15 protein-coding genes are annotated in these 14,451 nt (G+C 34.5%); 14 read left to right on the top strand and 1 reads right to left on the bottom strand.

What is annotated here, in order from left to right:
• Positions 1 to 240 precede the first annotated feature (240 nt).
• The 8 genes from infC (at position 241) to HMPREF1477_RS02910 (ending at position 6,270) form a co-directional block, all read left to right on the top strand.
• Positions 241 to 795 carry a translation initiation factor IF-3 gene (infC, locus tag HMPREF1477_RS02950; protein ID WP_005376236.1) on the top strand — a complete coding sequence of 185 codons (555 nt, stop codon included), beginning with the start codon at positions 241 to 243 and terminating at the stop codon, positions 793 to 795.
• Between the two features lie 21 nt (positions 796 to 816).
• Complete coding sequence (rpmI, locus tag HMPREF1477_RS02945; RefSeq protein WP_005376016.1) at positions 817 to 1,014, top strand: 50S ribosomal protein L35; 198 nt, start codon at positions 817 to 819, stop codon at positions 1,012 to 1,014.
• 46 nt (positions 1,015 to 1,060) lie between these two features.
• A complete protein-coding gene (gene rplT / locus HMPREF1477_RS02940; RefSeq protein ID WP_005376311.1) occupies positions 1,061 to 1,411 on the top strand; it encodes a 50S ribosomal protein L20 in 351 nt (116 codons plus the stop codon).
• A 170-nt stretch (positions 1,412 to 1,581) separates the two neighbouring features.
• A complete protein-coding gene (locus HMPREF1477_RS02935) occupies positions 1,582 to 2,223 on the top strand; it encodes a PdaC/SigV domain-containing protein (RefSeq protein ID WP_016475767.1) in 642 nt (213 codons plus the stop codon).
• Between the two features lie 16 nt (positions 2,224 to 2,239).
• Entirely contained in the window at positions 2,240 to 2,785 is a 546-nt protein-coding gene (locus HMPREF1477_RS02930; protein ID WP_016475766.1) for a hypothetical protein, read from the top strand.
• A gap of 694 nt (positions 2,786 to 3,479) precedes the next feature.
• A complete protein-coding gene (locus HMPREF1477_RS02920) occupies positions 3,480 to 4,817 on the top strand; it encodes a hypothetical protein (RefSeq protein WP_016475764.1) in 1,338 nt (445 codons plus the stop codon).
• Between the two features lie 246 nt (positions 4,818 to 5,063).
• Positions 5,064 to 5,906 (top strand): BRO family protein, encoded by an 843-nt coding sequence (locus tag HMPREF1477_RS02915; protein WP_016475763.1) that lies wholly within the window; start codon positions 5,064 to 5,066, stop codon positions 5,904 to 5,906.
• Positions 5,896 to 6,270, top strand: a complete 375-nt coding sequence (locus tag HMPREF1477_RS02910; RefSeq protein WP_016475762.1) for a hypothetical protein — start codon at positions 5,896 to 5,898, stop codon at positions 6,268 to 6,270. The genes HMPREF1477_RS02915 and HMPREF1477_RS02910 overlap by 11 nt, the downstream gene beginning before the upstream one ends.
• Before the next feature lie 185 nt (positions 6,271 to 6,455).
• Here the strand turns inward: HMPREF1477_RS02910 and HMPREF1477_RS02905 are convergent, their stop codons facing one another.
• A complete protein-coding gene (locus tag HMPREF1477_RS02905) occupies positions 6,456 to 8,435 on the bottom strand; it encodes a DUF2075 domain-containing protein (protein WP_016475761.1) in 1,980 nt (659 codons plus the stop codon).
• Between the two features lie 236 nt (positions 8,436 to 8,671).
• Between HMPREF1477_RS02905 and HMPREF1477_RS02900 the strand changes: the two genes are divergently transcribed.
• The 6 genes from HMPREF1477_RS02900 to HMPREF1477_RS02875 all read left to right on the top strand — a co-directional run bounded on the left by HMPREF1477_RS02900 (position 8,672) and on the right by HMPREF1477_RS02875 (position 14,331).
• Positions 8,672 to 9,121 carry a DUF4236 domain-containing protein gene (locus HMPREF1477_RS02900; protein WP_016475760.1) on the top strand — a complete coding sequence of 150 codons (450 nt, stop codon included), beginning with the start codon at positions 8,672 to 8,674 and terminating at the stop codon, positions 9,119 to 9,121.
• A 33-nt stretch (positions 9,122 to 9,154) separates the two neighbouring features.
• On the top strand, positions 9,155 to 9,889 hold the full coding sequence (locus tag HMPREF1477_RS02895) for a peptidoglycan-binding protein (RefSeq protein ID WP_016475759.1): 735 nt from the start codon (positions 9,155 to 9,157) through the stop codon (positions 9,887 to 9,889).
• 1 nt (position 9,890) lies between these two features.
• A complete protein-coding gene (locus HMPREF1477_RS02890; RefSeq protein WP_016475758.1) occupies positions 9,891 to 10,220 on the top strand; it encodes a His-Xaa-Ser system protein HsxD in 330 nt (109 codons plus the stop codon).
• Entirely contained in the window at positions 10,220 to 11,656 is a 1,437-nt protein-coding gene (gene hxsB, locus HMPREF1477_RS02885; protein ID WP_016475757.1) for a His-Xaa-Ser system radical SAM maturase HxsB, read from the top strand. Before HMPREF1477_RS02890 ends, hxsB begins: the two co-directional genes overlap by 1 nt.
• An 8-nt stretch (positions 11,657 to 11,664) precedes the next feature.
• Positions 11,665 to 12,699 (top strand): His-Xaa-Ser system radical SAM maturase HxsC, encoded by a 1,035-nt coding sequence (gene hxsC / locus HMPREF1477_RS02880; protein WP_016475756.1) that lies wholly within the window; start codon positions 11,665 to 11,667, stop codon positions 12,697 to 12,699.
• A 336-nt stretch (positions 12,700 to 13,035) separates the two neighbouring features.
• Positions 13,036 to 14,331 carry a hypothetical protein gene (locus tag HMPREF1477_RS02875; protein WP_016475755.1) on the top strand — a complete coding sequence of 432 codons (1,296 nt, stop codon included), beginning with the start codon at positions 13,036 to 13,038 and terminating at the stop codon, positions 14,329 to 14,331.
• The last annotated feature ends 120 nt before the right edge of the window (positions 14,332 to 14,451 follow it).

Genomic DNA, 14,451 nt, shown 5'->3' with positions numbered 1-14,451 from the left:
AGTCTTAAACTTTAAATCACCAAACCAAGTTATAACAGAGTACTTTATGAATCAAAAGGCATAAGTATTTGTCACAAATGTTTGATTACTCTAGAAATAAATATATGGGAAAGTACAAGATTAGTGTTGACTTTCACCAGTCAATTTGTTATTATAATTAAGTAATTTATGAAGCAGAGGCCATCCGCCACTCACCTAATACCATGAAGTATGAGGTTACATATAGAGAACTCTATTCGGATGGTGTATGCCATCCGTTTTTTTATTCTCTTGGAGGTGAAAGCTATTAGCAAGGATACACCACGCATTAATGAAGAGATTCGTGCTCGTGAACTTCGTGTCGTAGGTCCTGAAAACGAACAAATCGGTATTATGTCTGGCCGTGAGGCGTTGGCATTGGCTGAAGAAAAGCATCTTGATCTTGTGGAAATTGCACCTAACGCTAAACCACCAGTAGCTCGCATTATGAACTACGGTAAATATCGTTATGAACAACAAAAACGCGAGAAAGAAGCGAAAAAGAAACAAAAAATCGTAACTTTAAAAGAAGTTAAGTTACGTCCACATATTGAAGACCATGACTTTTACGTAAAAATGAAAAACGCATCCAAATTCTTGGGTGAAGGTAACAAAGTAAAAGTAACCATCATGTTCCGCGGTCGTGAACTTTCTCACCCTGAACTTGGCATGGCAGTGTTGACACGTTTTGCTGAAGAACTCAAAGAAACGGCGTCTATTGAAAAAGCAGCTAAATTAGAAGGTCGTAATATGACCATGATTTTAGTAAGTAAATAGGATATTGGGAGGATTATAATTATGCCAAAAATTAAAACTCGTCGCGCAGCGGCTAAACGTTTCGCAGTAACTGGTACTGGTGAATTCAAGCGTGCAAAAGCTTTCAAAAGCCACATTCTTGAGAAAAAATCTCCAGCTCGTAAACGTAATTTACGTAAAGCTACATTGGTTGCTAAATCTGACTACAAACGCGTAGTTAAATGCTTACCATACGCTTAATCGCTAACTATTAGATTGATATATCGTAATTTAGGAGGAATATACAATGGCAAGAGTGAAAAAGGGCGTTACAGCTCATGCACGTCATAAAAAGATTTTGAAATTAGCTAAAGGTTACCGCGGTACTCGTTCTCGTTTGTTCAAAAAAGCTAACGAAACAGTAATGAAAGCGTTGTACTACGCTCGTCGTGACCGTCGTGCGAAAAAACGCGAATTCCGTCAATTGTGGATTGCTCGCATCAACGCAGCAGCTCGTATCAATGGCACAACTTACAGCCGTTTCATCGCTGGTTTGACTAAAGCAGGCGTTGAAGTTAACCGTAAAATGTTGGCTGACTTGGCAGTTAACGATGCAGCAGCATTCGCTAAACTTGTTGAAGTAGCTAAAAACGCTTAATAGCATACCATAACAAATTAAGGACTCTCTTTGGAGGGTCCTTTTTTGTATGGTGAAAGCCTCCTCTAGTACGATGGTACAGAAACAATAAAAAGGAGATTTACTAGTTCATGGCGAAATACTCAGTATAGATATTTCGTTAACAAATCTCAGGTAGAGGAGGGATTAGTATGAACGTATTAAAGAAAGCTATAGTTTTAGGGGCCGTAGGTGTTATGTTAGCCGTACCAGGTTATGCAAAGGTTGTAACTGGTAGCCAATCAGATGCCAATTTAGATTTAAAATATCCTTTGGTATATACTGATTCTGCTTATGCTCAACAAGCGATTAATACAGATATTGCAAACTATGTGCTAGAAGCAAAGGATATGTATTACAACCAACATATTTATAAGGTGGCTCAAAACTATAAGGTAACCTATGAAGATAGCCAAGTCGTTTCCATTCTATTGACGACCTATCATTACTATGCCGGTGCCGTTCATGGTATGACTAATACTAGAGGTCTTGTATATAACAAAATAACAGGTCAACGTGTTCCTCTATACAATTATGTAAAAATCGCTAATGCAGAACAGTTGGACAGAGGATTACGATCTTATGTATTAGATTACTACACAGGTTCCCATACAAAGAGCCGTATTCCTCAAGGCTGGAGTGTAAAATATGTAACTGATAACTACTGCCTACGCGGTAAGGGGAACATCGATCTAGTTTACCAACCATATGAATTAGGACCTTATTCTAATGGCACTACTTATATTGGGTTTACACCGCAATCCATTGAATACTTTAACCGCATGAACTCGTAATAAAGGTGGCGTTATATTGTTTGTTTTCGGACTGATGATTCCCCTAGGACTGTTGTTACTCGTACTGAGCATTAAGCATACTGTGAAAGTGTATACGGTAACGGCCATACATGATATGCCTTATAGAACAGATAAAGGGATATTTACTATACAAACAGCTGGTCGCTATGGTATATGGCTTAATGGTAATCGGTTTAAAAAAGCTCCGTTAGGGCTATTTGGACTACAGCTTATTAACTGTGAAACGGAAAAGGAAGTCCCATTAAGAGCTAACTTGATACCCGTTAGTGTGACTAAAGTAATCGACGTACGATTTGAACTCTATACATTTTATGCTAATCCGGGGACGTATCAGCTATTATTTAACGATAAGCCTAGTCGGATAGTAAAGATATTTGGTACGATTCGTCGCTATTTAATTAGTAGTGATGATGATTATAGTACGTATTCTATTAGAGTCTATCCACATTATTCTATGGTCCATTTATTCCTTAGTATATGGGGATTTATATTTGGCGTTATCGCCGTGATGTGGGGAATAGCGGGACTAGTTATACGTTGATAAATTTAAGATAATCTGAATTTTGTATTTTTGCTATATAACGTAAAGTATGTTATATTATAAATATAAAGAGAGCCATCAACGTGTAGCTAGCGTTAGGCCCATCTACAAAATTGCAAATTTAGAATGCGCCTAACGTGTAAGCACTGTGAATGCTTTTATACGTTAGGCGTTTTTCGGTGATGAGCCTAACTCACGTTGATGACTCTAGGTTCAGTATAAATAAGTGTCGACAATTTGTCGACACTTATTTAACCTTGTTTATGTTAATGTTCTATAGAGTTATGTATACTTATAGATGATAAAAGCCTATAGTACGAAAATCGTACTATAGGCTTCTGTTATGTCTAATATATTATCTTCTATATCCGCCGCATCCTCTAGTATTAGAGTTTGGACCGCAATAGTTTTGGTTGTTATTGTTACATGGTGCATAGTTAGCATTGTTATTACAGTTGTATTGTGTGTTAGTATTGCAATTGTACTGAGAATTATTGCATACATAATCATAAGCAAATCCTGTGGACACTACAGCAGTCACGGCTAAAGCAGTCATAATGAGTATACGTTTAGTAAATTTCATAGTAATCACCTCCTAGTTTCTATACTTATATTATACTACTATAAGTCAAACGAAATATGATATTCTATATATATACTATTTGAGAGAGTTTATGTGAAAGGAAGCGTTATTATGATGAAACGTGTATTGATGGCTACGCTTTGTTTAAGTTGTGTTACATTGGGTGGTCATGCAATTGATATTAATATACCTGGCGCAGATCCAACTGTATCAAAGGATGCGTATCAGAATTATCGCAAGACTGATGCGGATGCGCAACAGATGGAACGGGATGTTGAAAAGGATATAAAAACATATATGCCCAAACAAGTGGTAGGTAATGGCGAATTTGATTTAAATGATATCATTTATTCAAATCGTGAGTTGAACCATGCATTAGATTTTTCTTCATCAATATTTATTTTGAAAGAGGATGGAGCCAATGTAAAATTCACCATGCCTTACTCGAGTCGATATGGGAATACTGAGAAGATTGCAGATGGTACACCTGCTTTCAGAAATGCAATGATTATGAGCCCCGACGGTATGATGGCTTATGAATTGCGTCATCAACCAGCAGGCAATAATTGGGAGGATAGTAAAATTCCTTATAGCAAATTGACTGTTGATGATATGAAAGTTATCGCAGAGAAAACAGCTGGCGTATTTCGTGGTGATGACCATTCATTATATGCTGGTAAATTTACGTATCCTACGGTTGAAAAAGCGACATGGGATATCACGTATGCTAAGGATGCACCAATGGTGGGGAGCCTTAATTTTACGATGAAGAATACACCGACGATTTCGTATCATGTGGGTTATAATTTTATGCCTAGAAAACAGTTTAGCGTGTTAAAAGCTCAAGGTGTTGATAAGACTAAAGACATGATAATGTCTCCGTTGGTAAACTATGTATTACCATCCATTGAACCAGCGAAGGATATATTTTCAAAAAGCAAAGCATTAACAATTAATGATTTTACATTCTTAACACTAAAAACAAGTAAAATGATTCGGGAAGATAAAAATGATTCGTATATGTACGTATACGATAGTGACCAGTATAGAGAAGGTATCATGGTTATGCCAGTTGAGGCTGAAGATATACAACATCCAGAAAAGATTTTCCCGAAAGCTGTACGCAGTATTATTCTAACTGACAAGTATTCGATGCATCAACCAATCCAATTTGCTACCGTATGGAATGATGCTATGTCATCCGTATATATGCAAATTAAGCGTCCTAAAACAACGATTTATATGTTAATATCCCATGATAAACAATACGTATACAATCACTTTATTATGACCTATAATACGAATTCTTTGGTCGAAAAAGACTTGCGAGATATTGTGCAATATGTAGACACTAATAATAATAAGGACTACTATAACACATTCCAAAGTGGGCTTGGGGCTAAGATGCCAAAAGATATGGCGACGGTTGATATTAAGAATGCGAAATAATAGATAATGTAAGGAGACTAAAAATACCTTGTGAAGTAACTCTCACCATAGGTTAGATTTTTTCATGTAACTATAGGCTCTCTATTGTGAGGTATATACCTTGTGATAGAGAGCTTTTTGGTATGGTGAAAGTTAAAAAAGAGCTCTATGTTTCTAGAAAATATCTTTATTTCTTATGCTAAAAGGCGTATACTATAGATAATAATATAGAACATATATTTGTGATTAAAGAGAGGAGGAAGATGTATGAGTGATGATGTAAAGATATTTGAAGGTAGTCAAATTCGTTCTGTGTGGGATAATGAAAGGGAAGAGTGGTATTTTAGTGTAGTTGATGTTATAGGTTCTTTGACTGAAAGCAATAATCCACGTGATTATTGGTATCGAGTGAAAAAACGTATGTCAGAAGAAGAACGAAGTGAGTTGTCGACATTTTGTCGACAACTGAAACTTAAGTCGACAGATGGTAAGTCATATAAGACTGATGTAGCTGATATGCAAGGTATTTTCCGTATCATACAATCTGTTCCATCACCTAAGGCAGAACCTTTTAAAATGTGGTTAGCAGAGGTTGGTAAAGAACGTATTGATGAAATCATTGATCCGGAACTTACGATTGATAGGGCTTTAGAATCATATGCTCGTAAGGGATATAGCCGAGAATGGATTAATCAACGATTACAGGCCATTCAGGTTCGTAAAGAATTAACCGATACTTGGCAAGATCATGGTGTTAAAGCTGGTAATGAATATGCTATCCTAACGAATGAAATCTCTAAAGCTTGGTCTGGAATGACGACTAGAGAATATAAGGACTTTAAGGGGCTAAAAAAAGAAAATCTACGAGATAATATGTCTACTACAGAACTTATCTTAAATATGTTAGCCGAAACGGCTACAAAGGATATTGCGGAGGCAACTAATCCTCAAGGATTAGACGAGAATAAACAAGTTGCTCAAGATGGTGGTTCTATTGCTGGTGATGCACGTAAATCTATTGAAGCTAGAACTGGTAAGCCTGTTATTACCTCTAAAAATGCCATAGACTTGGGGCGACTAATTAGTGATGTGGTGAAACATGATAGATGAACGACTTGAACGAATGAAACGAAAACATAATTGTAGAGTGCATTTTGATGCAGATTCTTTTCAGATATCTGATTGTACAGTAGCACCAGTACACGACATACCTGATGTAATACATGAAAATCAGGAGTTTGATTTTTATATTGAGTCTACCTATGATGTGTATCTGCTTCGCATTATACATAGCCCTGATTGTATTGTTAGTATTTATCCTGCAAAAGTGGATGGCATTATATATATCGTAAGTTCTATACCTGTGTCTAAAGATAATATCAAAAAGACTATTCAAAAGATTTTACATGCGTTGGAGAAATCTGGTTTTTCGAAATTGAAGAATCCGAAAAGTAGTATTACCTTTAATCTATAGTTATGCGGTATCTTTCAAGGCAAATTAATACCACATCATATAGAGGTATTTTGCTTGTATAATATGGTGCTTTCTTTATATAATTTGATACTTTATATTGTTTGGTAATTGAATATTTAAACCAATTTAAAAATGGGCCAGTATTACTCTGATTGAAGTGTGATACTGGCTCATTTTTCGATATATTAAATTTTATGAGGATTTATCTCTGTTATATCAATATCAGAGCTAGGTATATCTGCTACTAATTGATCTGATTTAGATAATGTTGATTGCTCGTAGGTATAACTTAATTGATGGTTGTATATTAATTTAAAATAATCCGACAATCCTTTATTTGTACAGTAGATATAACAACCTTTTTGACCTCGTGTCATTAATGTACGATATGTATTTTTCACAATTTCATTGGCAATACGATGTGCTTCAGTAGGATTTTCTTTTAAAAGTTTCTTGATACCTTTTATAGATTGATCTGTTTTTGCACGTTTGTTAATGTCTACAATAAGTTTACCATCTTCATAACGTAAATCATCACCAATGATTACACCGACATATTCAAATTCGAGACCTTGAGTAGTATGAATACACCCTGCTTCATTAATAGAATCAGGGTCAATAGCATATGTATCGGAGTTACCTAGGTTCCAACTAATTCCGAAATTGTACTCGGGTATTTGAATATCTTTAATTAATGATGTAGTTCGACCTTCTTTTGGCCAATCCCAACAATAACCAGCTAAGATACGAGATTTGTTATTTATGTTATTTTTAGTTTTTATAGCGTTATACATATCATGAGGATTATCAAAAATTTTGAAGTCATAATCACCTTCAAATCCATCATAGTTTGCAGTTTCTGCTATTTGTAGAGCATTATCAAGCCAAGCTAAATACCCATCTGAACCATTACAACGAAATTGAGATTCTAATGCGCCTTCATAGATTAAAGTGTTTTGTTTTTTACCAAAGTATCGTATTTTATCGATTGTACCGGCATCACTAAAGGTAACACGTTGATTTCTGTCGATAAAAAATACGCTAAAAACAGAGGCATTGATAATTTCTTTGATTTGATCTTCACCTTGGTTTTGGAACATTCCCGATTTTTCACGCAACCTATGTGCTTCATCTACTATTGCGATTTGAAGCTCATTCTTTTTACGTGTATGAAAGGTTCCACTACTTTGGAATAAGGCCTTTATTTCAGATTTTGTATATCCTTGTTGTAACATGGCACTATATACATTTCGTGGCGCTGCATTTGCCGTAATATATTGAGCCATATAGCCTTTATGGATACATTCAGCTAACAAGTTAATGGCAACTACACTTTTACCAGTGCCAGGTCCGCCACGTACTATATATACAGTTTTCTGATTATTCTTAATAGCCTCCAAAGCTGCTTTTTTTATTTGTTCAAACTCTACCTTTTGGTCATCGATTAGAACAAATTCTTTATTGCCTTTTAGCATATTTAAAATAGAATCTTGAAGTGATTTTGATGGTTTTAACTTACCGTGTTCAATGGACTCCATGATATTTGTAGTATCAGCTTTTGGAATATAAGTTTTGATAAAGTTACGTAAGCTATCCATTTGGCCTAGTGTGAACATCGGAGAGATATTTAAGATATCATTATAGATAGGATCACGGAGCTCAGGGGAGATGCTTTCATCAAAATTATGTAAAAAAGCACATGGATGTAGTTCAATAGGTCGAGTTTGTACATCTTCATTGAAATTTTCAATAAGGCTACAGTATGACCAAGCCTGATATGATGGGTGGGTTACTTCATGGATTCCACCACCAAGATAGGTAGATACAATATTATCTTTATCTGTTACTTTGAAAGCTTCGCCCCATTGTTTAAGCTCAACAATGACTACATGCTCTTTATCCTGTTGATCTAGTCCAGTAATAATAAAGTCAACCCGTTTTTGTGTATTTGGAACAATATATTCTATGGCAACACCAGCTAAGTCAGGTATAGCAAAGTCACGCATAACATTAGCCATATAAGATAATGAAGCTTGCCATGAATGAATTTCAGATTCGCCAACACGGCGATATTTTTCTGTTAATGTTTGATGTAACTTTTTTACCAAGACACCTTGTTCAAAGTCTTGGATAAAGGATTGTTTGTTGGATGAGTAAATAATCATAATAATGTCCTTTAAAAGATACTACTGATTGATAAATATATATCAATTCTATTTTACGCTATATTGATATGAATTTAAATTCAATATTTAAATTATCTGAATAGCTCTTTAACTAGTAGATGTTTAATGTTGATTAAGGATGTTTATAATCTATTGATTGTATTTTTACAATGAAAATTAGATAATATAATTAATAATGAATAATCAATGAAGTTGTGTTGTTGGAGTGTTATTAGATGGGTTTCTTTAGATTTCGCCGTTCTATAAAAATCGCACCAGGAATTAAAATTAATTTCAATAAGAAAAGTACAAGTCTTACTTTGGGGCGTAGAGGTGTACATACAACGATAAATAAGTTAGGTGTAAGAAACACTATAGGACTTCCAGGAAGTGGATTATCGTATACTTCATATAAAAAGTTTGATAACAATTCTGCGAACATGGCAGGCGTACCATATACTAAAGTCTGTCCTAATTGTGGTCATAATATGAGAAAGTCATGGATAAACTGTCCTAAATGTGGCTTCAATCTTTTATCTTTGTATAGTCAAACAGAATTAAATAGCCCTGTAAATTCTAGTGAGACGATTGCAAAAAACGATGTTAATCCTAGTAAAACAGAGACTGGGTGTGGCTGTCTAATATTGATTTTTATGGCATTGATCATTTATGGGATTCTAAGTTGATTTATTTTCATGGTTAAAAAAGTGAGGGGTATTATGAAAAAGTCAAAAAAAGCGTGGTTAACATTTGTTACTGTAAGTTCTTGGATATTAGCACAACTAGGATTGCCTACAACGGCTAATGCATGGGATAAGTATAGTGATGATTTAAATACCTTGGACCATAGTAGTGCTATTAATCTAAATAATTTCAAAGGTATGAAGTTTAAATCTAATAATATGGTTCCACACAAACAAATTTTTGATAGCATTGATGGAATTTTTTCTAATGATATAGTTGAAATGGCACATTATAGTCATAGATCACACTCTTCTCACAGATCTCATTATTCACATTATTCCGGTTCTGGTTATACATCAGGTGGTAGTACAAGTAGTTCTGGAAGTAATGATTATGGATATGTAGCACCAGCTCAACCTGTTGATGTTATGTCAATTTCTAATATACAACAGCAACTCAACGATTTAGGTTATTCTGTGGGAACTGTTGATGGACAAAAGGGGCCTAATACAGTTCAGGCAATTAAAAATTTCCAAATAGAATATGGTTTACCTGCAACAGGCATTGTTGATTGGCAAACAGAGGCATATTTGAATAGCACTAATATTAATATTGTCCGTGCAGGGCTACAACGTCATGGATATACATTTTCTTCTGGTAGTGGTCGTACACAAGATGTTGTGGCTGCTATCTATGATTTTCAAGCTAGACATGGGTTACCACAAAATGGTCGTATTTATTTAAAAATGAAACAAGCATTAGGTGTCTAGTATGGCAAATTATTTTATTAGAAAAGAAAATGATTTTGTTTATTTCGTTGAATTAAAGAAAGAATTCTATGAGCCTAAAGCGGTAATGTATGCGGCGAATATGTTTACAGACCAATGTTATATTAAAATTGATGAAGTTGACTTTGACACTGTTGGTGTTTGGTTCAAATTAAAGTTAGAGGCTGATAAAGATAAGTTAGAAAGGTTATTGGGTGACTTTTGTAATGAAGCACTAAAAAAACAGGTTCAAATTGACTTAGATGATAGATTTGGTAAGTTACGAGAAATTATTTATCATAAAGCATTTGATAAAGCAGGAGGGATAGACTAGTGTCAGTACTTCCTGAATTACATTATCTGCCATTTTGGTTTACAGAGTTGTCAAATGGAATAATGGTTCTAGTTAATCAAGGTGGAGAACATTTATTTATAAATCTTGATGACTTCAATCATATTTTAAATAAGGATATTGATAGAAATTCAGATTTTTATTTTGCTTTAAAGGATAAACAGTTTTTAGCAGATGATTACGACCTTGAAATTCAACTTGATGTATTAGCTAACCAATTAAAGAGTAGAAAAACATATTTAGATGATTTTACATCATTACATATGATTGTTGTAACAGCAAGATGCAATTTTAATTGTCGGTACTGTCATGCTAGTAGTGCTAATGAAAAAGAACATGATTTGGATTTAGATTGGCCTACAGCAAAACTTATCGTAAATAAGATTTTTGAATCTCCATCTCCAATTATAAAAATAGAGTTTCAAGGCGGTGAACCGCTATTAAATTGGCCTATCATTCAAGATATTGTAGAGTACGCAGAGATAGTAAACCGTATTGCTAAAAGACAATTAGAATTTGTCATCTGTACTAATTTAACTTTAATTACTAAAGAAATTTTAGAATATTGTAAAAGTCATAATATTGCAATCTCTACATCTCTTGATGGAAATCAAGAAATACAAAACTATAATCGTAAGCCTCGAGGTCCGATAGATGGATATAAGGTATTTGAAGATAAGTTAGCTCTGACCAGATCTATTTTAGGTCAAGATGGTGCCTCTCCATTGCTTACTGTTAGCAAGACTAATTTAAATAGGTTACATCTTGTTGTTGATGAGTATATTAAACATGCCTTTCATGGAATATTTATTCGTGCTTTAAACCCATATGGTAATGCTGTAGATAATGTAAACACTCTAGGCTATTCAACGGAAGAGTTTCTTAAAGCTTATAAGAATGCTTTAAATTATATTATTCAAAAAAATATAGAAGGCTATTATTTCGTAGAGTATTATGCAGCATTATTATTAGAACGTATTTTAACACCTTTTAGTACTGGATTTGTTGACTTACAATCTCCATGTGGCAATATTATAAGTGGTGTTATTTACGATTACAATGGCTATGTTTATGCCTCAGACGAAGGACGTATGTTAGCACGACGTGGAGATAAGCGATTCTGTTTAGGTCATGTGGGAGCTAATACCTGGAATGAGTTATTCAAGGGAAATCTTGCTAAAGAGGTTGTTAAAGCATCCTGTGTTGAATGCTTACCTGAATGTGCGACTTGTGCATATCAACTGTATTGTGGAGCAGATCCCGTACGGTATTATGCTGAAAATGGGACTCTTGAAGGGCATCGACCAAGTAGTAGTTTTTGTCAAAAAACTAAAGGGGCTTTAGACTATATTTTTTACTTATTAAGTTTAAATGATGATAGAATCAATAAAGTCTTTTGGTCATGGATTAATTATTGAGGTTGATAATGTTAAGTACAAAAATTGAAGGTATTAATATCAAACAACCCTATATAGGTAAAGTATCTATAGAAGATGATTTAATTATTTGTAGAAATAGTCAGCTTACATTAACGCTTTCACCCAATGACTTCCTTAATTATGAATCAGGTGATATTGTATCTATTATGCCTGATGGAATTATCTCTATTTTGTATCGTAGTAGTTGGCAAGATTTGACACTCTTTATTACAAATCAATGTAATAGTGCTTGTATTATGTGTCCCCAAGTCTGCGACAATTCTGGTCATTTTTTCAATATGAATTTACAAATACTTGAGCTAAAGCCTGAGAATGTAAAGCATATAGGGATTACTGGTGGAGAACCTACAGTGTTCCCTGATGTAGTTGTTGAGTTACTGCATCGAGTTCATGATATTTACCCAGATACTCCGGTCTCTTTTTTGACTAATGGGCGTGCGTTTAAAAATATGAAATTAGTTGAAAGAATTACGAGTATTGGTCATTCTAAATTGCTTTTTTGTATTCCTTTATATGCAGCAAATTATGAGCAGCATGATTATATAGTTGGTTGTAATGGTGCATTTATTGATACGATTAAAGGGATTTTCAACCTATTTAGAAAGAGGCAGTTAATAGAGATTCGAACAGTTTTGTTCAGTAAAACTATAGGTAATATTAAGCTGTTAGCTGATTATATATCTAGGAATCTACCATTTGTACGACATGTTGCTATTATGGGGATGGAATACAGTGGATATGCAGCGAAAAATAGTGAGGAGTTTTGGATAGATCCATTTGACTATAAGGATGTACTTGAATCGGCATCATTATCATTATATAGACGAGGTATAATGACTTCTATTTACAATATACCTTTATGTTTGTTAACAGAGGGTGTGCGATTTTTAGCAAGAGATAGTATTTCTGCTTGGAAAAAGACATATCCTGTTAGTTGTAATAATTGTGTCATGAAAGAACAGTGTTGTGGTATTTTTGAAACATCTATAAATATAAGTCAACATATAAGCCCCTTGTTATAGTCTATTACTTCTATATGCACCCAATAGTATATATATCGATATTTTATAATCTTCTATAAGCTATTTTAGGAAGTTGACGTATTATTTCTATGTGCTCCCTGATAGAGGTGGCGCTCTCTGAATGTTATTTTATTGATATATATCGTGAGTATTTACGAATATTAAAAAAACAGCATGGCTTAATGGCAAAGTTCCCGAAACATTGAAATAGGATAATAATAAAGAGGTTTCTCTTATCATTTCTATGATAGTAGGAACCTCTTTTGTTATCATTTTATTACTATATAAGTACATTACAATATACAAAATATAGTTAGTGTGTATTGAGGAGAGCTTATGTTTAGAAAATCTTTGTTATTCGGTGGTCTGATTGCTATACTGTGTTTGAGTGGTTGCAGCAATGCTAATGAGTTGCCTGGGTATAATGCAAAAGTTAAGCATTCTAGTGCTGATTTTTATAAGAATGATTTGATGGATAGTATTCTTAATGAACGAATCTATAATGCTACTAGTGTTGCGGAGGTTAGTGATGCGGCTAGATTGCTATATCGTGTTGATGAGATGAATGCTGAGCAGCGTAGAAATTTAAACTATTCTATGTGGCGTGCCCAATATAATGCTGTAACCGAAGTCCATATGCATACTGATAAGGGCGGACTTTCCTATACACTGCCGTTTCCAGCTTTCAAAGGTGGCATACAATCTGCCCCTATTCCAAATGTGAAAGATACTAATACATTGATGTATACATTTAACCATCCTTTTATTTATACTAGTTTAGTTGTGGATAATCATCCGTATGAGCAAAGTGCTCAGTATTTGGGCAAACCCTATAATGAATTGAAGCAAGACTATGTACGTTCTGCATTGCAGGAACAATGGTCACATATGAATCAAGATATGTTTGATATATCCAGTATTGATGGTAGCACTTTCAAAGGGGAAAGGGTTATTAATGGCCGTTGGAGCACCATGAAAACTAAAGGCAATCCTATCTTTGTGGCGAATGATATTTCTTTTGCCTTAAATAATGAGCCTGATACGCAATATGTACTTACCTTGATGGTTAGAGAAGATGGTGAGCGAGGTATTGGTAAACGAGGCATCGAGGATATTATCGCTAATTACATTGTGCCTAATATTACTTCATTAGAACGGTTAAATAAGGATAGTCATTTTGAAAGCTTTAATAACTATAATTATCGGGTATTAAATGATGCCGTTGAGGAAGCATCCGGTAATGAGCATATTAAAATATATAAGGATCCTACAGGTATTTCGCAGATGATAGAAGTATATCCTGTTGAGCATAAGGGGGAAATCTGGGCTAATCTTGTTGACATTGTCACAATCTCTGAAGCACAGTTAAAAACTAGAAAGAATATGCGTAGTGGTAGCCATACGTATATATGGAATGATGGTGTTCCTGGCGTGCTGGTAACATTTGAATATGAAGATGGTACTAGTGAATGGCGATTTAGCACGCAAGATGCACATAATCTTTATATACATACAATCCATTATAAATATGATGCGAATCGAAAGAGTTTGCCAGCACTAGCAGGAATCGCCTCTGATGCGAAGATTTCAAACTTGGGTGATACATATAAGGGCGAAGTAGATTTTTTATGATATAATTGATATCAAAGTGAGGCATAAATGGTTCGGATGCCAGCTCTCGCTTCTCGAATTTTAATATTGAAGAAACGGTCTGACTTCACAGTCGGGCCTTTTTTCATGTTTAAATGTAGG

It is taken from the genome of Veillonella sp. HPA0037 (assembly GCF_000411535.1).
GTDB classification, from domain to species: Bacteria; Bacillota; Negativicutes; order Veillonellales; family Veillonellaceae; genus Veillonella; species Veillonella atypica.
This window is presented reverse-complemented; position numbering and strand designations above follow the sequence as displayed.